19 protein-coding genes and 1 pseudogene are annotated in these 21,103 nt (G+C 66.5%); 9 read left to right on the top strand and 11 right to left on the bottom strand.

The genetic code is table 11. The annotated features are described in order from the left end of the window. Nucleotides 1–10: 10 nt before the first annotated feature. Nucleotides 11–823 carry a cytochrome bc1 complex diheme cytochrome c subunit gene (gene qcrC / locus AHIS1636_RS08935; protein WP_264795481.1) on the bottom strand — a complete coding sequence of 271 codons (813 nt, stop codon included), beginning with the start codon at nt 821–823 and terminating at the stop codon, nt 11–13. Between the two features lie 83 nt (nt 824–906). Then, complete coding sequence (gene ctaE / locus AHIS1636_RS08930; protein WP_264795480.1) at nt 907–1,545, bottom strand: aa3-type cytochrome oxidase subunit III; 639 nt, start codon at nt 1,543–1,545, stop codon at nt 907–909. Between the two features lie 156 nt (nt 1,546–1,701). Between ctaE and trpD the strand changes: the two genes are divergently transcribed. Beyond that, on the top strand, nt 1,702–2,745 hold the full coding sequence (gene trpD / locus AHIS1636_RS08925) for an anthranilate phosphoribosyltransferase (protein ID WP_264795587.1): 1,044 nt from the start codon (nt 1,702–1,704) through the stop codon (nt 2,743–2,745). 59 nt (nt 2,746–2,804) lie between these two features. Here trpD and AHIS1636_RS08920 read toward each other — a convergent pair whose 3' ends face one another. Further along, nucleotides 2,805–3,086 (bottom strand): Lrp/AsnC family transcriptional regulator, encoded by a 282-nt coding sequence (locus AHIS1636_RS08920; RefSeq protein ID WP_264795479.1) that lies wholly within the window; start codon nt 3,084–3,086, stop codon nt 2,805–2,807. 42 nt (nt 3,087–3,128) lie between these two features. After that, a complete protein-coding gene (locus AHIS1636_RS08915) occupies nt 3,129–3,530 on the bottom strand; it encodes a DUF3054 domain-containing protein (protein WP_264795478.1) in 402 nt (133 codons plus the stop codon). Nucleotides 3,531–3,775: 245 nt separating this feature from the next. Here AHIS1636_RS08915 and AHIS1636_RS08910 point away from each other — a divergent pair, with 245 nt between their 5' ends. Together AHIS1636_RS08910 and AHIS1636_RS08905 are read left to right on the top strand one after the other, a co-directional pair. Beyond that, on the top strand, nt 3,776–4,363 hold the full coding sequence (locus AHIS1636_RS08910; RefSeq protein WP_264795477.1) for a sigma factor-like helix-turn-helix DNA-binding protein: 588 nt from the start codon (nt 3,776–3,778) through the stop codon (nt 4,361–4,363). Beyond that, nucleotides 4,360–4,884 carry a hypothetical protein gene (locus AHIS1636_RS08905; RefSeq protein ID WP_264795476.1) on the top strand — a complete coding sequence of 175 codons (525 nt, stop codon included), beginning with the start codon at nt 4,360–4,362 and terminating at the stop codon, nt 4,882–4,884. Before AHIS1636_RS08910 ends, AHIS1636_RS08905 begins: the two co-directional genes overlap by 4 nt. Nucleotides 4,885–5,163: 279 nt before the next feature. Here AHIS1636_RS08905 and AHIS1636_RS08900 read toward each other — a convergent pair whose 3' ends face one another. Together AHIS1636_RS08900 and AHIS1636_RS08895 are read right to left on the bottom strand one after the other, a co-directional pair. Then, on the bottom strand, nt 5,164–5,541 hold the full coding sequence (locus AHIS1636_RS08900; RefSeq protein ID WP_264795475.1) for a VOC family protein: 378 nt from the start codon (nt 5,539–5,541) through the stop codon (nt 5,164–5,166). Between the two features lie 58 nt (nt 5,542–5,599). After that, entirely contained in the window at nt 5,600–6,817 is a 1,218-nt protein-coding gene (locus AHIS1636_RS08895) for an FAD-dependent monooxygenase (RefSeq protein WP_264795474.1), read from the bottom strand. Nucleotides 6,818–6,952: 135 nt separating this feature from the next. Here AHIS1636_RS08895 and AHIS1636_RS08890 point away from each other — a divergent pair, with 135 nt between their 5' ends. After that, on the top strand, nt 6,953–7,447 hold the full coding sequence (locus AHIS1636_RS08890; RefSeq protein ID WP_264795473.1) for a GNAT family N-acetyltransferase: 495 nt from the start codon (nt 6,953–6,955) through the stop codon (nt 7,445–7,447). Nucleotides 7,448–8,353: 906 nt separating this feature from the next. On the opposite strand, the gene AHIS1636_RS08885 is transcribed toward AHIS1636_RS08890, so the two are convergent. Together AHIS1636_RS08885 and AHIS1636_RS08880 are read right to left on the bottom strand one after the other, a co-directional pair. Further along, nucleotides 8,354–10,741 (bottom strand): ATP-binding cassette domain-containing protein, encoded by a 2,388-nt coding sequence (locus tag AHIS1636_RS08885; RefSeq protein WP_264795472.1) that lies wholly within the window; start codon nt 10,739–10,741, stop codon nt 8,354–8,356. Between the two features lie 198 nt (nt 10,742–10,939). Then, a pseudogene (locus AHIS1636_RS08880) lies at nt 10,940–11,233 on the bottom strand (helix-turn-helix transcriptional regulator); the annotation flags it as partial. Between the two features lie 280 nt (nt 11,234–11,513). Here AHIS1636_RS08880 and AHIS1636_RS08875 point away from each other — a divergent pair. From AHIS1636_RS08875 to AHIS1636_RS08855, 5 genes are all read left to right on the top strand, one after another. Next, complete coding sequence (locus AHIS1636_RS08875) at nt 11,514–12,143, top strand: peptide deformylase (protein WP_264795471.1); 630 nt, start codon at nt 11,514–11,516, stop codon at nt 12,141–12,143. A gap of 33 nt (nt 12,144–12,176) precedes the next feature. After that, the gene (locus AHIS1636_RS08870) at nt 12,177–13,043 is read left to right on the top strand and encodes a putative RNA methyltransferase (protein ID WP_264795470.1); all 867 of its coding nucleotides are present in this window, start codon (nt 12,177–12,179) and stop codon (nt 13,041–13,043) included. 176 nt (nt 13,044–13,219) lie between these two features. Further along, the gene (locus AHIS1636_RS08865) at nt 13,220–13,693 is read left to right on the top strand and encodes an NfeD family protein (RefSeq protein WP_264795469.1); all 474 of its coding nucleotides are present in this window, start codon (nt 13,220–13,222) and stop codon (nt 13,691–13,693) included. Between the two features lie 27 nt (nt 13,694–13,720). Beyond that, nucleotides 13,721–14,674 (top strand): SPFH domain-containing protein, encoded by a 954-nt coding sequence (locus AHIS1636_RS08860; protein WP_264795468.1) that lies wholly within the window; start codon nt 13,721–13,723, stop codon nt 14,672–14,674. A gap of 202 nt (nt 14,675–14,876) precedes the next feature. Beyond that, nucleotides 14,877–15,224, top strand: coding sequence for an RNA polymerase-binding protein RbpA (locus AHIS1636_RS08855; RefSeq protein WP_262104512.1), 348 nt, complete (start codon nt 14,877–14,879; stop codon nt 15,222–15,224). Nucleotides 15,225–15,323: 99 nt separating this feature from the next. Here AHIS1636_RS08855 and AHIS1636_RS08850 read toward each other — a convergent pair whose 3' ends face one another. The 3 genes from AHIS1636_RS08850 to AHIS1636_RS08840 form a co-directional block, all read right to left on the bottom strand. Continuing rightward, a complete protein-coding gene (locus AHIS1636_RS08850; RefSeq protein ID WP_264795467.1) occupies nt 15,324–16,067 on the bottom strand; it encodes a polyprenol monophosphomannose synthase in 744 nt (247 codons plus the stop codon). A 478-nt stretch (nt 16,068–16,545) separates the two neighbouring features. Further along, entirely contained in the window at nt 16,546–18,192 is a 1,647-nt protein-coding gene (locus AHIS1636_RS08845) for an amidohydrolase (protein ID WP_264795466.1), read from the bottom strand. 70 nt (nt 18,193–18,262) lie between these two features. Then, nucleotides 18,263–21,088 (bottom strand): DEAD/DEAH box helicase, encoded by a 2,826-nt coding sequence (locus tag AHIS1636_RS08840; RefSeq protein ID WP_264795465.1) that lies wholly within the window; start codon nt 21,086–21,088, stop codon nt 18,263–18,265. Nucleotides 21,089–21,103: the final 15 nt, after the last annotated feature.

The raw sequence follows: 21,103 nt of genomic DNA, 5'->3' as shown, positions 1-21,103 counted from the left end.
TTCTCAGCAGTTAGGACGACCGCTGGGTCAGCCAGATGGTGAAGGCGATAACCACGCCCAAGCCGGCGGTCCAGATCAGCAGGCCTTCGGACACCGGGCCCAATGAACCGAGTGCGAAGCCGCCCGGGGATCCCTGGGCCTCGATGGTCTTGAGGAACGCGATGATGTCCCGCTTGCCTTCAGGAGTGATGTTGGCGTCGTTGAAGACCGGCATGTTCTGCGGGCCGGTCACCATGGCCTCGTAAATGTGCTCTTCGCTGACACCCGACAGGGTGGGCGCGAACTTGCCTCGGGTCAGCGCGCCACCGGCAGCCGCAGCGTTGTGGCACATGGCGCAGTTGACGCGGAACAGCTCGCCGCCCTCGGCCGGGTTGCCCTTGCTCGCGTCCAGGATCTCTTCGGAGGGAATCTCCGGTCCCGCGCCCAGCGATGCGACATAGGCGGCCAGCTGGGTGGTCTGTTCTTCAGTGAACTGGGCCGGCTTCTGCTGGGCCTGCGGCCCGGTCATCTGCATGGGCATGCGGCCGGTGCCGACCTGGAAGTCAACGGCTGCAGCGCCGACGCCGATCAGGGAAGGACCTGCCTGGTTGCCATGGGCGCCCTCAGGCGCACCGACTGCACCGATTCCGTGACAAGTTGCACAGTTGGCGACGAAGAGCTTCTCGCCCTCTTCGATGTCCTGTGCGGAATAGGTGGTGGTTGCGGCTTGGGCTTCGTTGACGGTCCCGGCTACGGCGTACAGGCCGCCGGTGACCAGCAGTCCCATGAGCAGTAGGGCAATGGCCGCCAGCGGATGTCTCCGCTTTTGCGAGAGTGCCTTCACTTGGTCGTTCCTAACTTTATGGTGCGTGTGGCGGATGCAGCTTCTTGAATTCTGTCCTCTGTAGAAGAACAGTCAAGTAAGGCTTACTTCAGGAAGTAAATGACGACGAACAGCGCGATCCACACCACATCCACGAAGTGCCAGTAGTAGGACGTCACGATCGCCGAAGTGGCTTCGAAATGGCCGAATTTCTTGGCGACGTAGGCGCGTCCGATGATCAGCAGGAAGGCCACGAGACCGCCGGTCACGTGCAGGCCGTGGAAGCCGGTGGTGATGTAGAAAGCAGAGCCGTAGGCGTTCGAGGAAAGAGACACGCCTTCGGAGACGAGCATGGCGTACTCGTAAGCCTGCACGGAGACGAAGATGGCGCCGAGCAGGAAGGTCAGGAGGAACCACTCCACCATGCCCCACTTGGCGATATTGAAGACCCCGCCGGCGCGGCGGGCCTGGAGGCGCTCTGCGGCGAATACGCCGAACTGGCAGGTGAATGAGCTGGACACCAGGACGATGGTGTTGGCCAGCGCAAACGGCACGTTCAGCTTTGCCGTCTCGTCCGCCCACATTTCGGGGGACGTCGCGCGCAGAGTGAAGTACATGGCGAAAAGACCGGCGAAGAACATCAGCTCGCTGGCCAGCCAGACGACGGTTCCAACGGAAACCATATTCGGGCGGTTGAGCGTAGGATGCGCCGGGGTACTGGGGGCGTGGGTTGCAGTTGTCACCTAGCCATTATGGCTATAAAACCGCCGAGTTCACCAATGCAACGGAACCATCGGCGAGCCGTGATCGTTCGGGTTCCGCGTGTTTCCGCGGAATGCCGAGTGGTTAACAAACGACGGGTTTCTACAAAACGTAGATAACCTAGGGGAGTGACTTCCATTAGCAGCCCCCAGTCCGCACCCACTTGGCCCGTTCTGCTCTCGGCATTGATAGCCGGAGAAGACCTAGGCCGGGAGCAGACTCAATGGGCGATGAGCGCCATCATGGGCGGGGAAGCGACGGATGCACAGATCGCCGGGTTCCTGGTGGCGCTTCGGTCCAAGGGCGAGACCGTGGAGGAGCTGACCGGCCTCGTCGACGCCATGGTCGCGCACGCCCGCCCGATCGATATCCCCGGGGAGAAGCTGGACATCGTCGGAACCGGCGGGGACCGGCAGAACACGGTCAACATCTCCTCCATGGCTGCGCTGGTGTGCGCCGGAGCGGGAGCCCGCATCGTCAAGCACGGCAACCGGGCCGCGTCATCGTCGTCGGGGTCGGCGGATGTCATCGAGGCACTCGGCGTGCGCCTCGACCTGCCGGTGGAGCGCGTCGCCACGACCGCCGTCGAGGCCGGCATCACCTTTTGCTTCGCCCAGGTTTTCCACCCGTCGATGCGCTACGCCGGTGCCGTCCGTGCCGAACTCGGGGTGGCGACGGCCTTCAACTTCATGGGCCCCATGACGAACCCGGCCAATCCCACCGCGTCGGCGATCGGCGTCGCCGACCCGCGCCTCGCGCCGCTGATCGCCGGTGTCCTTGCGGCCCGCGGGCGTCGTGCCCTGGTCTTCCGAGGCGAGGACGGACTTGACGAACTCACCACCACCGGGACGTCGTCGGTCTGGGAGGTCCGTGACGGCGGTGTCACCGAATCGGTGATCGATCCCCTGGACCTCGGCATTCCCCGGGCCACACTGGATGATCTGCGCGGCGGCGACGCCAAGGCCAATGCGGAAGTAGTCCGGCGCGTGCTGGCCGGTGACCGCGGTCCCGTGCGCGACGCCGTCGTACTTAACGCCGCCGCGGCTCTGGTGGCCCTGGACGACTCCGCGGAAGGCCCGCTCCAGGACCGGCTCGCCAAGGCGCTCGTGCGGGCAGCCGAGTCCATTGACAGCGGCGCGGCCGCTGCCGCCCTGGACCGCTGGGTTCAAGCCACCCGTTAGCGGATACGGCAAGGGGACCGGAAGATTATAATCTTCCGGTCCCCTTGCCGTGGGCGCGTCTAGTGGTCGAAGCCTAGCGAGAAGGCGGCGTCCAGGTCGTGCTTGGAGTAGGTCCGGAAAGCGATATGCGTCGTGGTGGCCTCCACGCCGGAGACCTTCGAAAGCTTGTCCGCGATGACGTCGGCCAGGTCCTCGTGCCTGGACACGCGGGCCACCGCGATCAGGTCCCATTCACCCGTCACCGAGTAGACCTCGCTGATGCCCTCGATCTCCGAGATCTCCTGCGCACACTCCGGGATCCGGGACGAGTCGGTCTGGATGAAGACAAATGCTGTAACCACGCTGGCAGCCTTTCGTTCGCTAATGAGTTCCTACTTTCGAGGTTATGCCACCGCGCGGCGATTCCGTATCCGTGTGACTGCGGCCGCCACAAGCCGCCAGCCAAGCAGGAAGACCGCCAGCGTCACGGTCGTCACGACCTGGAAGGCAACGGCGAGCCCGCCCCCGGTGAGCCCGCGGAGGGCCAAGCCCAGGACCACGGCACAGAGCCAGACGGCGACACCGGATGGCCATACGGCGAGCGGCCGCCGCCAAGCCCGTGACAGCGCCCAGCCGGTGAGCGCGCCGACGAGGAACGGCGCGGCGGTTAGCAGGACGCCTACCGGATCCAGGCCGTGTTCGTGGGTATCGCGGCCAATGGCAGCAAAGAGAACGACGGCGGCGGCGTCCACGGCGAGGGCCAGGACTATGCTGGGGGTGCCTGAAGGGGTGGGGAGGCGGTTCACCTTTCCAGCCTATCGCGGGCCGGCTCGCAGCCTTTGCGGGCGGGCTGTCGGCGCCGTCTCGGGAAGGGAGGATGAATGGGGATCATCCAAGTCGCCCAGCGTGTGGAGGACCTTGAGCGCGCTGCCAGGTTCTACGCCGACCTGCTGTAGGGGAACACCCTCGGGCTGGTCAGCCACAGCGGCTTGTAAGTGCTGTGGACAAGGTTCCATACTTGTAGGTATGCGAACAAGCTTATGGATTTGTGATGTTTGTCCTGACGGTTGACCAAAGGAAGTCGCGGCAACGCCAGGATCTTGTCGAAGCAGCCATGGGCGCGCTCAATGGCGACGCGCTCCGTCCATTGGTGCTGCCCTTCGACCGGACCGCCGGGGATGAGATGCAGGCTGTCATCGCGGAGCCGGCGGTAGTGGTCAGCATCGCCATGGAGCTCGCCGCCAGCTCGTCCTGGAGCGTCGGGATTGGGATCGGGCCGGTCAAGGAGCCTTTGCCTGAGAACACCAGGGCAGGCGCGGGGGAAGCCTTCGAAAGGGCTCGGACTGCCGTCACGGCGGCCAAAGCCGCGTCGGGCAATATCGCGGTTTCTGGGGAGAGCCCGCTGGCGGAGCAAGCCGAAGCTTTGCTGCAGCTGCTGGTGCTGGTGGCGCGGAAGCGCAGCAAAATGGCGGAGGAGGCGGGCATACTCAGCGACCAGGGGCTGACGCAGCAGCAGATCGCCCGGCAGTTGGGGATCAGCCAGCAGGCGGTCTCCAGCCGGCTGCAAAGCGGTCTGTGGCAGGAGTCGCGCCGGGTATTGTCGGTAGCCGAGTCGCTTTTGGAAGGAGCTGATCGTTGAGTTCGGCAGGGCTGATCATTCTGTGCATCGCTGCCTTGGTGTCTGCGCCAATGTATTTCCAGCGCATGCGGGGGAGCGGCAACGCAGTCCTGTACACGCTCAGCGGGCTGACCGTCCTGCTGCTAGGGCTGGCCGGGCTGCTGGCCTCACTGGGGGACGCGGGGCTGGGGGCCGGTGTCTACGCATTCGCCGTGGCCGCGGCGGCGATCGGCGGCGGTCCGGTGACCGTCGCGATCCTCAGGCTGTCCTACAACGCCACCCACCCGGAGAACCTCGCCGAGTCCGAGGAAGAGCCGGTGCTCCGCGGCGGCGCCTGGATCGGCGTCCTGGAGCGGACTGCGATCGCATCTACCCTGTTGGCCGGCTGGCCTGAGGGCCTGGCCGTTGTCCTGGCGGTCAAAGGACTCGGCCGCTACTCCGAACTTGGCCAGTCCGGTGCCGCCGAACGGTTCATCCTCGGGACGTTCTCCAGCGTCCTTTGGGCTTCCGCAGCTGCCGGGATCGCTGTCCTGGTGCGGTGACAGAGTTGTTCCCGACGGCGGCCGTACGGTGTGGAGTCGAGGCTTGCGGCACGGCGGGCGGGGGACTCCGTGGCTGATCCGAGCGGCGGGCGCAGCGCGGCTATCGCGCTCCAATGCCGCCGACACGGCCGCCACTGCGGCAACGTGGCACCGCATGGCACGCGAGGCTTTCGAATATGTCCGGAGCCTCGCTTCCGAAGATAGACAGGCGCAGCGGCCCACACAGTCGGCAGGGGAGAGGCTCCTTGCTTGCCGACCTGTAGGAGCCGGCCGGCTGGTTCAGGGCGCGAGGCGCTTGCGCAGAAGGCAGAACTCGTTGCCCTCTGGGTCTGCCAGGACGTGCCATTGTTCGTCACCGGCCTGCCCGACGTCGGCGGGACGGGCGCCGAGTGCGAGCAAGCGTTCCAGTTCGGCGTCCTGGTCCCGGTCGATTGGATTGACGTCGATGTGCAAGGGCAGCTTTCCGGTCCGAGGATCGCTACTGGGGCTCAGGATGATGGTGGGCTGCAGCCCGCCGAACCCGGCGTCGGCCGGGCCGATCTCGATGGCTCCGTCTTCCCGGTCGAGTTCCACGTAGCCAAGGACTCCGCACCAGAATTTCGCAAGGCTTTCGGGATCGGCGCAGTCGAGGACTAGTTCACTGATGCGGGATGTCATGCACCTCAGTGTAGGAGGCACTCGTCGCGAAGGGTGGCCGGTTCTGAGCATTGGCGGTTCAGCTCCTCTCGCGGCGTGTGTAATCGGGAAGAACGAAACCGTCCGGCGAGGAGCCGCCTGAGCCTAGGCGCGCGGCGATTCCTCGGGCGATCGGGGTGCCGGCGGCGCGGATCGCTGCGCGCAGGATGGCGACGCCTGGCCGCGAAATCGGATTGGCGATCCTGGGAACTCCCGGCGGTAGTTTCTGCACCCGGTTGGCCCACGGGCGCATGATTTGCTCGTACCCGCCCAACCCTTCGCCCCGGGCGGCATGCGAGGCGACCTCTCCGGCCAGCACATAGGCACCGACGAGGGCGAGGGTTGTGCCCATGCCACTCACCGGCGAGGGGCAATAGGCAGCGTCACCCAGGAGGACGACAGATCCGGACGACCATCGGTCAGCGCGCACTTGACCCATCACCTCGAAGTACAGGTCCTCGACGTCTTCCAATGCCCGGAGCACGCGGTCGGCTTCCCATCCTGCGGACGCGAAGGTCCGGCGCAGCAGGCCCCGCTGTTGCTCCGGGCTCCGCTGGTCCGCGGGGTGGCGGCGCTCATACCGGGACAGCGTGCGGGTGACCAGCGCACGCACGGTGCCGTAGCGGTCCGGACGCAGGGATATGGTGCCTCCAGGGGCGTTGAACCACCGCCACCAGTTGGTATCCGAAGCGGTCCGCGGAATGGTTGCCCAGGTCGCTTCCACGCCCAGGGAGCGAACGGCCGGTTCGTCGCCGAAGACCAGCCGGCGGGTCCCCGAGCCGATGCCGTCCGCGGCGACCACTAGATCGAACCTCTCCGGGGGAGCGTGTTCGAATGTGACGAGGGCGGCACGGTCTTCCTCCAGCACCTTGGTGATCCGATCACCGAAGCGATACTCGGTGCTGTCCCGTGTTGCCGACACCAGCAGTTCAGCAAGATCGCCGCGCAGAATCTCGGCCTCGGCGGTCAGGCTCATGCCGCTGGTGTCTTCAACCGGAAAGCGCGCCAGGACCTGGCCGTGTGCCCCGACAAACTCCAGTCCCAGCTCGCCCGTGTGTGCACGGCGGACCTGCTCGGCCAATCCCATGCGCCTAATGACCTCCGGTCCGGCGCCTCTGAGGTCGACGTTCTGTCCGCCGGTACGCAGGTCCGGTGCCCGTTCGACGACCGTGGTGCGCCAGCCATAGCGCGCAAGCCAGAATGCGAGAGCCGGTCCGGCGATGCTGGCCCCTGCAATGAGGGCAGAAGGAGTGGCCATCTGCCGAGGATAGCTCAGCAGGAGCACGACGGCCCGGGCGCGCGCACGTCGGGCAGCCCGGAGTGTCAGTATTCTGTGATGGGCCGATGTGCGGGCAACTTACGCCCGGCGCGGAAGTGAGACAGAAGGGCTGCCATGCGGATTGAACTCGAGGCGCCGATCAGCGAGGACGTGTACGGCCTGCTTGGCGAACATCTAAAGGACATGCTTGCGATATCTCCCGCGGCGAGCGTGCACGCACTCGATCGGCATGCCATGTCAACATCGGACGTCACGTTGTGGTCCGTCCGGGACTCCGGCGCCCTGTTAGGCTGCGGCGCCCTCAAGGAGCTGGCTCCCGATACGGGTGAGATCAAGTCCATGCGAACCGCCAGTGCGGTTCGAGGCCGAGGCGTCGGTGTGCGCATGCTCATCCACCTGCTGGAGACCGCAAGGAACCGTGGCTATACCCGGCTCAACCTCGAAACGGGAACCGAGGAATTCTTTGCGCCCGCCCGCAGACTCTACAAACGGCACGGTTTCCGGGAGTGTGCGCCCTTCGGTGATTACCGGCCCGATCCGCACAGCCGTTTTATGGCTATAGACCTCAGCACTGAAGACAGTCAGGCATCCACGCGGCGCGAATGCTGACCGCGAAACCCTTACCTCATTGCGGTTTCCCTTGTTCGTGCATGGGGATGTCCGGGACGGTGATGGAGTTAGCGGAGGAGGGGCCGGCTCGGCAGTGCAGGCGCTCCCCAAACCACTACTTGACATAATGTAGATTATCGGCGAAATAGAGAAGGGTCCGGAAGCAGGGTTTCCGGGGTCCGTCGTCCCGCCGTTTGAGCTAATGCTTTGCGGCAGCGGTTCGCTGACGTTGGCCCTATTCCGTTCAACATGCACGCGACGAGAAATAGCTCTGTTGGCCCGTGTGCTGCAGGCGGATTAGCGAACCTCAGTCAGCCTGGCGTCTTGCGGCTTGGCGCCTTGGATTGACGATTTCGAAAAGATCGGTCGCCGCGAGGTGCGCTTGTATTTGCCCAGCTCCGTTGCTGTGCTGCTGGCTCATCGCACGGAGCGAGCTGCTCACGCTGGCGGCAAGATCGTGTGGGCCTGGCATCAGTCTGGCTGCCAGGTGTCCGAGGGCTGCCAGGTCTCGCTTCCTGGCAGCGCCCTTGGCGGCGTGCAAAGAGGCTTAACTTGACATAACTACCACAATGGGGGCTCGATTGCCCCGCATGGCCGAGATTCGAGCAATTCGGCATGGAAATACCGTGCGGGCTCATCCCTCCTGCCAGTCCCACACTTGGTGCCGCACCGCCGGGCCTGCGCGGTTGCCGTCGGCTTGATGAGCGGTGCGGTGACCGCAGCCGTCGCACCAGGATCTTCCCGCTCGTGCAGTCACGCTTGGCAACGGGCCTCGGAGCAGCCCGCGAAGTGCCATATTCTGAGGGCGCTGCAGTTGCCACCACTCCCCCTTAAGCGCGCCGCTGCCCGCTGTCCCCGGAGCGAAGGGGCGGCTGGGAGAGGCTACTCGGCCCCTCCCAGGCCCGCTCAACGGCCGACGTACGCGGCGAGGTGCTCGCCGGTAAGCGTGGACCGGTCCCGGACGAGTTCACTGGGCGTGCCCTCAAAGACGACCCTGCCGCCGTCGTGGCCGGCTCCGGGGCCGAGGTCAATGATCCAGTCGGCATGGGCCATGACCGCCTGGTGGTGTTCGATAACGATCACCGACTTGCCGGCATCGACGAGGCGGTCGAGCAGGCCCAGCAACTGCTCGACATCGGCGAGGTGGAGGCCGGTAGTCGGTTCATCCAGGACGTAGACGTCGCCCTTCTCCGCCATCTGGGCGGCCAGCTTGAGCCGCTGCCGCTCGCCGCCGGACAGGGTGGTGAGCGGCTGGCCAAGGGTCAGGTAGCCGAGTCCCACGTCCTTGAGGCGGTCGAGAATCTTGTGGGCGGCGGGTGTGCGGGCCTCGCCGGCGCCAAAAAAATCCTCAGCCTCCGCCACCGGCATCGCCAGCACCTCGGCGATGTTCCGGCCACCCAAGGTGAACTCGAGCACCGCGGCCTGGAACCGCTTGCCGTCGCAATCCTCGCAAGTGGACTCGACTGTCGCCATCACGCCCAGGTCGGTGTAGATCACGCCGGCACCGTTGCACGTGGGGCACGCGCCCTCGGAATTGGAGCTGAAGAGCGCCGGCTTGACCCCGTTCGCTTTTGCGAAGGCCTTGCGGATCGGCTCCAGCAGGCCGCTGTACGTGGCCGGATTGCTGCGCCGGGATCCCTTGATGGCGCTCTGGTCTATCACGACCACGCCCTCCCTGCGGGCCACCGACCCGTGGATGAGGGAACTCTTTCCCGAGCCCGCCACGCCCGTGACGACGCAGAGCAGCCCGAGCGGGACGTCGACATCCACGCTCTTGAGGTTGTGGGTCGACGCGCCGCGGATTTCGAGAGCGCCCGTGGAGGGACGGACGGACTCCTTCAACCTCGTTGTGTCGCCGAGGTGGCGGCCGGTGATGGTGTCGCTTGCCTGCAGTCCCTCGACGGTCCCCTCGAAGCAGATGCTGCCGCCACCGGTGCCGGCGGCCGGTCCAAGGTCGACGACGTGGTCGGCGATAGCGATGGTCTCCGGCTTGTGTTCCACGACGAGGACGGTATTGCCCTTGTCCCGCAGTTGCAGGAGCAGGTTGTTCATCCGCTGGATGTCGTGCGGGTGCAGGCCGATCGTGGGCTCGTCGAAGACGTAGGTGACGTCTGTGAGCGAGGAGCCGAGGTGGCGGATCATCTTGGTCCGCTGGGCCTCTCCCCCGGACAACGTGCCCGCGGGCCGGTCCAGGGAAAGGTAGCCGAGTCCTATCTCGGCGAAGGAATCGAGCAGATGCTGCAGTCCCCTCAGCAGCGGTGCTACCGAAGGCTCATCCAGTTCCCTCACCCACCCGGCCAGGTCGTTGATCTGCATGGCGCAGACGTCGGCGATGTTCTTGCCGCGGATCTTCGATGACAGCGCCTCCGGTGCCAGGCGGGTGCCGCCGCAGTCAGGGCAGGTGGTGAAGGTGATGGCCCGGTCGACGAAGGCCCGCACGTGCGGCTGCATCGCCTCACGATCCTTCGACAGCATGGACTTCTGGATCTTTGGGATGAGGCCCTCGTACGTCAGGCTGACGCCCTCGACCTTGATCTTTTCCGGCTCGCTGTAGAGCAGCTTGTGCAGGTCCTTCTTGGAGAACTTCGCGATCGGCTTGTCCATCGGCAGGCCGGCACCGCTGAAGATCCGGCCGTACCAGCCGTCCATGCTGTAGCCGGGAACGGTCAGGGCACCTTCCGAGAGGGATTTGCTGTCGTCATACAGTGCCGACAGATCAAAGTCGCTGACCGAGCCCATTCCTTCGCATCGCGGGCACATGCCCCCGAGCCGGTTGAAGGTCGCCTTCTCGGCCTTGGTCTTGGCGCCGCGCTCCACGGTGATTGCCCCGCTCGCCTTCACCGTGGGAATGTTGAACGAGTAGGCGTTTGGCGACCCGATGTGCGGGTCCCCCAGCCTGCTGAAGAGGATGCGCAGCAGGGCGTTGGCGTCGGTGGCCGTGCCGACGGTCGAACGGGGGTTGGCGCCCATCCGCTCCTGGTCCACGATGATCGCCGTCGTCAACCCTTCGAGCAGGTCCACCTCGGGCCGTGCCAGCGTCGGCATGAAGCCCTGGACGAAGGCGCTGTAGGTCTCGTTGATCATCCGCTGCGACTCCGCGGCGATCGTGCCGAAGACCAGCGAGCTCTTGCCCGAACCCGAGACGCCGGTGAACACGGTCAGGCGGCGCTTGGGAATCTCGACGCTGACGTCTTTGAGATTGTTCACCCGCGCGCCCTCGACCCGGATCAGGTCGTGGCTGTCCGCGGCGGGCACCGCCTGCGACTCGGCGGTCGTCCCCGTGGGCATGCTCATCGTGTCTCCATCTCTCGTCGGATTTGCCGGCAGCGGTCGGCCCGGAGCGGTGCGCCTGCAGGCCAGGGTCCGCTGTCTACCTTATTCGACCGGGCCGTCCGCAGGGCCAGCGGAGACCCGCGTCCACTGGATGCAGGACGGGGCGAGCCGGCGGGGCGGTTCAGCGCAGTTTCTGGAGGCGGATCAGGTTGCCCGCGGGGTCCCCCGCGAGGCCCGGCGGCGGTACACGCTGGGTGGAAACCCGACCAGTTCCGTGAACCGTGTGCTGAAAGTTCCCAGCGACGAACAACCCACGGCCAAGCAGACGTCCGTGACGCTGAGGCCGCCCGCGCGCAGCAGGGCCATCGCGCGTTCGGTCCGCCGCGTCACCAGGTAAGAGTAGGGAGATTCACCGTAGGCACGCCGGAACCGGCGGCTGAGGTGCCAGGCTGACATGTTCGCTCCGCGGGCGGGTGCCTCCACGTCCAGCGGCTGCGCGTACTCGCTGTCCATCCGGTCGCGCACGCGGCGCAGTCGCGGAGGTGATCCGTTTCGGGTTTGGCGGGCACGTGCGCGATCGTGCCACGCTGCCGGGTAGATGTCCAGTGCCCGGTCCCGTGCGCCCGGACCGGGCTGTCCCCGCGCCGAAGGGTGTCCAGGGTGTACGACGACGGAGCATGCCGGGGTGCCGGGCGTTGCCTATCGTTTCGTTCCGCCGGGGGCCGTTCCTCGGGCAAGATGGGAAGAGACCCGCACCCCGAACTAGAACCCCCGAAAGGCCGGATCCGCGCGCATGAGTGAGCCCTCGCCGTCGTCAATCCGCTCCGCCGTGGAAGACATCCTCGCGGAGCCGCTGCCGGCGATCGTCCAGGTCGGCCATCCGGTGCTTCGGCGTCCGGCCGTGACCTACGACGGCCAACTGGATGACACGGTCCTGGACGCCCTGCTCAAGCTGATGCGCCGCGTCATGCATGCCGCGCCGGGCGTGGGATTGGCGGCTCCGCAGCTGGGCATCCCGCTCCGGATCGCCGTGCTCGAGGACCGGTATGAGGTGTCGCGCGAGGTCGCGAGCACGCGCCAGCGGGAGCCCCTCGATTTCCTGGCGGTGATCAACCCGGCCTACCGCCCCCTGGACGGCGGGACCGCGGCCTTCTACGAGGGCTGTCTTTCTTTCACGGGATACCAGGCCGTGGTGGAGCGGCACCGCCGGGTCGAACTGAGCTACCAGCGGGCGGACGGTCTCCGTGCCGAGGTCGAGTTCAGCGGCTGGCAGGCACGGATCGCCCAGCACGAGACCGACCATCTGGACGGCACGATCTACATCGACAAGGCGCTGAGCCGGTCGCTCTGCAGCAACCTCGAATACACCCACCGCTGGGCGCAGCCGGACATCACGCGCGCCCGCGCAGAACTGGGCTTCTGAATCCGCCGTGCCGCCGGCGGCTAGGATCGGTCTATGCCGCCCCTCCCGGAACCGCTCGACGCGGTCGCTTTGCTCCGCTGCCCCGTCTGCTCCGCCGCAATGGCGGCGGCATCGGACACAGCGGCCGGCGGCCTCCGCTGTACCGCCGGGCACGCTTTCGACGGCGCCAGGCAGGGATACGTCAATCTGCTGACCGGGAAAGGCACTTCGTTCATTCCGGACACCGCTGACATGGTGGCAGCCCGCGCGGCGTTCCTCGACGCCGGCCACTACCGTCCGCTGATGGAGGCCGTTCGTGCTGCGGCTGCACAGCTGCTGGCCGGCACCGCCGAGCCGGTCGTGGTGGACGCGGGCGCCGGCACCGGACACTACCTGGCCCCGGTTCTTGCGTCCCTGCCACAGTGCCGCGCGGTGGCGCTTGACCTGTCGAAGTATGCCCTGCGCCGCGCCGCCCGCACGTGTCCGCAGGCGCTCTGCGTGGTCTGGGATCTGTGGCGGCCACTCCCCCTGGCGGACGGCGCGGCGGACCTCGTGCTGAATATCTTTGCACCACGGAACCCCGAGGAGTACGCCCGGATCCTGCGCCCCGGGGGCCGGCTCCTGGTGGTCACGCCCGCTCCCGGCCACCTGGAGGCGCTGCGGAGGATCGTCCCGCTGCTGGCCATCGACACGGATAAGGCCGAACGGCTGGCTGCCTCCCTCGGCAGCAGTTTTGAACCCGAGGGCGCCGAGGAGCTGGTGGTGCCCCTGGAACTGGATCCGGAGGATCTGCGCAACCTCGTCATGATGGGCCCGAATGCGCACCACGTCGATCCGGCAGCCCTGGACAAGGCCGCGGAGGCGCCCCGGTCGGGCGTCGAGGCCCGCTTCACGATCAGCATCTTCGGCAAGCGGCACTGACCTCCCCACCTGCGCATGCAGTGCCGATAGGGGATTACGAATCCACAACAGTTCCCCCGGCATGGAGGTTCCGGCGTCCGCAGTCCCGCACGGGGGCCGAATATCCTGCATGATGGTGATGTCGGTAACATTCGCGGCTGGCTGCCGGCGGCCAGCCGCTGACCCGGGAGGCAGCTGTGCTGGATTGGCTCATCACCAACAGTTGGCTCGTGTGGCTGGTGCTGTTCCTGCTCCTGGCCATCATCGAGATGATGACGCTCGACCTGCTGTTCATCATGATGTCCTCCGGGGCCCTGGTCGCCCTGTTCACCGCACTGCTGGGCTGGCCCTTCTGGCTCCAGGTCGTCGTCTTCTGCGTCGTAGCCCTCATGATGGTGCTCTTTGTCCGCCCCGTTGCGCTCCGCCACCTGCGGCGAGGACCCCGGGAACAGGCGACGAATGTGGAACGCCTGATCGGCGAACAGGCCTTGGCGCTGGAAACGGTGACGGACCACTCGGGAATGGTCAAGATCGGCGGCGACACGTGGACTGCGCGCTCAAGCGACGGCACGGCCATCCCCGCCGGCGCACGCGTGGCGGTCGAACGCATCGAGGGTGCCACCGCCGTCGTCTATCCCGCTGCCGGCCCGGGCCCGTTTCCGGCCCAATAGGCGGAACTGAACTAGCGAAGGGGAAGCATGGACAACAGCCTCGGCCTCTGGATCGTCCTGGCGGTTTTGATCGTTTTTGTGGTGATCGTCCTGGCCCGCGCGATCAGGATCATCCCGCAGGCCCGCGCGGGCGTCGTCGAACGCCTTGGAAAGTACCAGCGGACGCTAAATCCCGGGCTGACGCTGCTGATCCCGTTCGTCGACAGGCTGCTGCCCCTGCTCGACCTCCGGGAACAGGTCGTGTCTTTCCCTCCCCAGCCGGTCATCACCGAGGATAACCTTGTCGTGTCCATTGACACGGTGGTCTATTTCCAGGTCACGGATCCGCGCGCGGCCACCTATGAAATCGCCAACTACATCCAGGCGGTCGAGCAATTAACGACGACGACGCTGCGCAACGTCGTGGGCGGTCTGAACCTCGAAGAGGCGCTGACCTCGCGCGACCAGATCAACGGCCAGCTGCGCGGAGTATTGGACGAGGCCACCGGGCGGTGGGGCATCCGGGTCTCCAGGGTGGAGCTGAAGGCCATTGATCCCCCGCTGTCCATCCAGGATTCGATGGAGAAGCAGATGCGCGCCGAGCGTGACAGGCGGGCCGCGATCCTTACCGCCGAGGGTACCAAGCAGTCCCAGATCCTCACCGCCGAGGGCCAGCGGCAGGCTGCCATCCTGGCCGCGGAAGGCGATGCCAAGGCGGCCATCCTCCGCGCCGACGGCGAATCCCAGGCCATCCAGAAGGTCTTCGACGCGATCCACAAGGGCAACCCGACCCAGCGGCTGCTGGCCTACCAGTACCTGCAGACGCTGCCCAAGCTCGCCGAAGGCAATTCCAACAAGCTCTGGATCATCCCCAGTGAAGTCGGCGAGGCACTCAAAGGGATCGGCGATGTGCTGGGCCGGACCGAGTCCCGGCAGGCCGACGCGGCGGAGCCGCCTGCTCCCCTCGCCCAGGGGCAGGGAGACGGCAGCGCGCGGGGGTAGCCCCGCGCCCGTCCAGCGCTCGTGCGGCCCATTGCCTTTGCCGGGTGGGGGCGCAATGGACTACTATTGGTTATTTGCCGGGATGCTGGTGCCCGCCTGCCCGGAACCGGGAACAGTTCCGGTGGCGCACGCGTTGAATACTGTGCGGGCCACACCGGGATGGTGCGTTGCGCCGTCCCAGACAAGACAAGAGGGAGAAACCATGAGCGATCGTAGCCTGCGGGGCATGCGCCTTGGAGCGCAGAGCATGGAGACGGAAGCCGGTGTCGAACCGGCGCCGCGCCAGCGTGTCGAGTACCGCTGCGAGGACGGCGAGCAGGTTTTCGTGACTTTCGCCGCCGAGGCCGAGATCCCCTCGACGTGGGTATCGAAGACCGGCAAGGAAGCGGTGCTGGTCAACGGCGCCAAGCCCGACGACAGCAACGAGAAGCCGGTCCGCACGCACTGGGACATGCTGCTTGAGCGCCGCTCCGTTGAGGAGCTGGAGCAGATCCTCGAGGACCGCCTCAACAAGCTGCGCGAGCGCCGCGGGGAACGCCGCTCCGCCTAGTAGCCTGCGAAAAGGAGGGCACCGCTGGTGCCCTCCTTTTTCATGCCTGCCCGGGGTCGGGCCCGGCCGGGCTGCTGGCGCGGCCCGGCCGGGAGTCGGTCAGGCCCGGCTGGCGGCCTTCGTTCCGCGCAGCGCGTGCCACCGGGACCGCAGCCCCCACTTGGTGACCAGCATGATGGACTCGAGCACGATGTTGCCGCTCATCTTGGAGTCGCCGAACTCGCGCTCCACGAAGGTGATGGGCACTTCGCGTACGGTGAGCCCGGCCTTGAGGGTCTTCCACGTGAGGTCGATCTGGAAGCAGTAGCCCACGGACTCGACGGATTCGAGGTCGATCCGCCGCAGGGTCGGGGCTTTGAAAGCGTTGTAGCCCCCGGTGATGTCTTTGATGCCCACGCCCAGCAGGATGCGGGAGTACAGGCTGCCGCCCAGCGACAGCAGCTTGCGGTGCAGCGGCCAGTTGACGACCTTCCCGCCCTTGATCCAGCGGGAGCCCTTGGCCATGTCGGCGCCGGCCTCGAGGGCGTCGAGGAGGCGCTGCAGCTCCTCAGGCTGGTGCGAGCCGTCCGCGTCCATCTCGACGAGCACGTCGTAGCCCGCGTCCAGTCCCCACTTGAAGCCCGCGATATACGCGGCGCCCAGGCCTTCCTTGCCGCGGCGGTGGAGGACGTGGATGGCGGAGTCCTGCGCAGCCAGCGAGTCCGCCAGCCTGCCGGTCCCGTCCGGGGAATTGTCGTCCACGACCAGCACATCGGAGCCTGGCACGGCGGCGCGGAGCCGCGCGACGGTCCTAGGCAGCGAGTCGATCTCATTAAACGTCGGAATGATGGTGACGACCCGCAATCAGCTGCCTTTCAGTTCTGTCTACTGCCCGCGCAGATTCCACAGCGAAGCCGGTCGATGACCCGGGAACGACGCCGGCTGTTCAGTATATGCGACGAAGCGTGCCGCCCTCGGGAGTGCTTCGGCAGGTCCGCCCGCCTTCGGGCCAAGAATCCGGACCGGAATCCGGCAGGGGACTTGTTTTCTACTGACGGGCGGACCTGCCCATTGGAAGCTCCGGACTGTGTTGTGGCACTTCCGCGGGTCCGTGGAGACGCACCTGCAGGATGTCCGGCACCTGGACCGCTTCGTCATTTCGAAGTGATCCATTGAGCCAAAAGTCTACGGACTGAGAATCTGCTGTCAACGTTGAGCTGATCTGGAGCTACAAGCAAAACCGCAGGTCGGAACCGTTTAAGCTCGGATGTCGATCGGGACATTTAACCATTCGTTCACTTTCGGCGGACATTTCCGTGCCGATGCGGCGGACCCCCTTGAGCTAGGAGCCGGCGTCGAATATCGTGGCGCCTTCCACGACCGTCCGGACACATTCGGGCAGCCGGCCGGTGTCCAGCGATGGCAGCAGCGGCGTCCCGGCGCGTGCGTCCGTGCTCCACGCCGAGACCCGGGAATCGGCCGTCTGGACGGACAGTTCGTCCACGTCCCAGACGGCGAATGTAGCCGGGGTCCCGGGAGCCAGCTGGCCCTGCATTGGATTCGGCTCGTTGGCTGCCCTCCAGCCGGCCCGTGTGTGGGCCAGGAAGGCCGCCCTGGCGGAGATCCTCTGTTCGGGATTGTTGTGCTCGAGGCAGGCCTTCACGGCGGCCCAAGGGTCCTGCTCGGTGACCGGAGCGTCGGAACCGAGGCACACCGGGACGCCGGCGGTCTGCAGCGTGCCGACGGCATTCATTGCCAAGGCCCGTTCCGCGCCCACCCGCGAGGCGTACATGCCTTCCGAGCCGCCCCAGTAGGCATCGAAGAGCGGCTGCATGCTGGCGGTCACTCCGAAGTGCAGCAGCTGCTCCACCGCCCCGGGCGGGAGCATCTCGACGTGTTCAAACCGGTGCCTTGCCCGCCGCACCGTCTCCAGGCCGACCCTGTCGGCGGCCGCGGCAAGGGCATCCAGCGCGCGGTCGAGCCCGGCGTCCCCGATGACATGGAAACCTCCCTGGACCCCGGCTTCGGAGCATACCGCCAGATGGCCCGCGGCCTGCTCGACGCTGAGGAAGGGTTCGGTGGACTCGGCCACGAGGTCGGCGTAGCCGCCGTGGACACAGGCGGTATGGGAGCCGAGGGAGCCGTCGATGTTCAGGTCCCCTGCCAGCCCGCGCAGCCTGCCTCCGAACCGGTCGAGGAGGGCTGCCAGTTCATCGGCCGAGGACACCAGTTCTCCCCAATAGGGCAAAATTTTCGGGAATGCTCCCGGCTCGGAATCGGCCAGCTCCAGCAGCGCGAGCAGATCCTCGGCCGGCACGATCTGCGGGGCGGCCATCTCTGCCACTGCCACATAGCCGCGCGACGCCGCATGGTCCAGCGCACGGCGCTGGGCTGCCTGCCGCTGCCCGTTCGTCATCTGGTGGACGAAGCGTCGGGCGGCGGCATGGGCCTCGGTCCGGACCACTCCGGCGCCGTCCCAGCCTTGTATCCCGGCGAGTCCGGCCCGCACGGCGAGGGAGGAGGACACCGCCGCCGAATGGACGTCGACGCGGCTCAGGTACACGCTCTTCCCGCCGCCGGCGCGCTCCAGTTCCTCCGCCGTCGGCGGGCGCTTCTCGGGCCACCGGGTTTCATCCCAGCCATGGCCGAGGACCACGTCGCCGGCCGCAGCGGCACGGGCCACCTGGTCGAGGAGATCGGCCAGCGTGGCCGTGCGGGACAGATCGAGGCTGCCAAGCGCCAGGCCGCTGTCGGTGGTGTGCATGTGCGAATCCACGAATCCCGGCGCGACCAGGCGTCCGTCCAGGTCGACGATCTCCATCGAGCTGTCGGCAATCGACGTCGCCGCCTGTTCCGACCCGATCCAGGCGACCGTGCCGCCTTCGACCAGCATCGCCGTCGCGTACGGATCGGCCGGGCTGTACACCGAGCCGTTGCGGTACAGCGTGACCTGGGCCCGTTGCTGTCCGGCTGTGCTTAAGGCACTCATAGATCTCCCATCACATTCATGTCCATCAAATCGTTTCGCCGGCCCGATCCGGCCGTGGGCACACTGTGTGCTATTCGCTGACCACGGAATAGGCCACGACACCGCGGCGGACCAGCGGAATGGCCTGGCGGCACAACGTGACCAGCTTCGGATCCATGTCGGGAACCTTGACGAGCTGGTCCAGCAGGTCGATGACCTGTTTGGCCCAGCGGACGAAATCGCCCGCCGCCAGTTCGGTGCCTTGGAGCGCCGCCAGCAGGGATCGTCCCTGCGCCCACTTGTACATGGGCCAGACCAGGCCGAGTTCGGGTTCTCCGCTGAGCGGAAGCTTGTGCTGCTCTTCCCGATCGGTGAGGACGGACCATTCCCGTACCGCGATATCCACGGCCGATTCGAGCGATACGCTGGGCATCTTCGGGCGGATGCCGGTTTCCTCCCGCTTGGCCTGGAATACGAGGCAGGATACAAAGGCAGCGACTTCGGGTGCGCTGAGGTCGTCGAAGGCGCCGGCCTGGAGGCATAGAGCCACCAGGAGATCCCGGTCCCCGTAGATACGCCTGAGCCGATTGCCGGATTCGCTGATGGTGACGTGTCCGTCCTCATGCGTCTGGAGGTAGCCGTAGGTGTCCAGCAGGTCGCAGACCCGGTCGAAGGTCTTGGCGATCGTGTTGGTGCGTCCCTGGATCTGGCCCATCAGCTGGTCGGTTTCCTTCCGCAGCTTCCACCAGCGCTCGGACCAGCGGGCATGGTCTTCGCGGTCGCTGCAGCCGTGGCACGGATGAGACTTGAGCTTGCGCCGCAGTTCCACGATCCGACGTTCCTGCTGCTCGGCACCCGGCGCCGCGAACTCCTGGCGCTCGGTGCCCCGGCGCGGCGGCCGGTTTTCGTGGAGGGCGTTGCGCAGCGAGGAGGCTAGATCGCGCCTTTCCTTGGGGCTGCGGCCGTTGAAGCTCTTCGGGATCCGGATGGTGGACAGGACCTGCACGGGCCCGTCGAGGTCCTGGACGGAGATCCGCCTGATCTGCTTGTCGATGGTCAGCACCGTCGGCCGCGGCTCATAGCTCGAAGCGTCCACGGCGAGAATCACCGCGTAGCCTTCGTTTCGGCCGCCCGGCACGTCGATGATGTCTCCCCGCCGCAGCCGTTCCAGCGACGCGGCGGCGGCCGAACGCAGCTGCCGGCTTCGGGACCTGGCCGATTGGTTCTCTGCGTCCTTCAGCTCGCGCCGCAGGCGCGCATACTCGGTGAAGTCCCCCAGATGGCAGGTCATGGCCTTTGCGTAGCCTGCGAGGGATTCTTCGCGGCTGCGGACCTGTTTTGCCAGTCCTACGACGGAACGGTCCGCCTGGAACTGGGCGAAGGAAGTTTCGAGGATTTCGCGCGCCCTGGCGCGGCCGAACTGGGCGATCAGGTTGACCGACATGTTGTAAGTCGGCCGGAAACTTGAGTTGAGCGGGTAAGTCCGGCGGGATGCCAGGCCGGCGACCGCCGCCGGATCCGTGCCCGGCTGCCAAAGGACCACGGCGTGGCCTTCGACGTCGATCCCGCGCCGGCCGGCGCGGCCGGTCAGCTGGGTGTACTCCCCCGCGGTGATGTTCACGTGGCTTTCGCCATTGAACTTGTCCAGCTTCTCCAGCACGACGGTGCGCGCCGGCATGTTCACGCCGAGGGCCAGCGTTTCGGTGGCAAACACGGCGCGCACCAGGCCGTCGGCGAAGAGCTTCTCGACCACTTCCTTGAAGGTGGGCAGCATTCCCGCATGGTGGGCGGCGATCCCGCGGATGAGCCCCTCGCGCCAGAGCCAGAATCCGAGGACGGCCAGGTCTTCCTCGGGAATTTCCTGCGCGGCCTCGTCGACGCGGCGGGCGATGATGTCCCGTTCCCTTTCCGTGGTCAGCCAGAGACCCGCGTCCAGGCATTGCCGGACGGCGGCGTCGCAGCCGTTGCGGGAAAAAATGAAGGTAATGGCCGGCAGCAGGCCTTCTTTGTCCAGGCGCGCAATGACTTCGGGGCGCGAAGCCCGGCGGATCCGGGTGGCGGGCTGCTGCGGCCGCGGAGGCTGGCGCTTGCCGCGCCTGCCGCCGGCCCGGCCCCAGCTGGCGGACCTGTTGAGCTTCTGCTCCGAATAGGCGAGTTCCAGCAGCTCGGGGTTGACCTCGAATCGTCCGGCCGCGCCCTGGCCGGAAGAGCTCGGCACCGCCTCGTCGAAGGCTACGTCGGAGGCGAACAGGTCCAGGATCTCCGGGCCCACCATGACGTGCTGCCAGAGCGGGACGGGCCGGTGCTCGGAAACGACGACGTCCGTGTCTCCACGGACCGTGTCGAGCCAGGCGCCGAACTCCTCGGCGTTGGATACCGTGGCCGAGAGGGAAACCAGCTGGACCTCGTCCGGCAGGTGGATGATGACTTCCTCCCACACGGCGCCGCGGAACCGGTCCGCCAGGTAGTGGACCTCGTCCATGACGACGTAGCCCAGGTCGAGGAGGGTGTCGGAGTTGGCGTACAGCATGTTCCGGAGCACCTCGGTGGTCATCACCACGACCTCGGCGGCCGGGTTGACCGAGACATCGCCGGTGAGCAGCCCGACCCTGTCCGGGCCGTACACCTGGACCAGTTCTGTGTACTTCTGGTTGCTCAGCGCCTTGATCGGCGTCGTGTAGAAGGCCTTCAAACCCCGCTGGAGCGCCATGTAGATGGCGAACTCACCCACTACGGTTTTTCCTGCCCCCGTGGGCGCTGCCACGAGGACCCCGCGGCCCCGCTCGAGGGCCTCGCAGGCTTCCCGCTGGAAGGGGTCCATCTCGAAGCTGAGCGTCTGCGAAAACGCGTGGAGCCGGGTCTTTCGGTGTTCCGCCCTGGCCTTGGCTTCGCGGTACCGCTCGGATGGGGAACTCATACTAAGAGCCTAGTA

It is taken from the genome of Arthrobacter mangrovi (assembly GCF_026011795.1).
GTDB lineage: Bacteria > Actinomycetota > Actinomycetes > Actinomycetales > Micrococcaceae > Crystallibacter > Crystallibacter mangrovi.
This window is presented reverse-complemented; position numbering and strand designations above follow the sequence as displayed.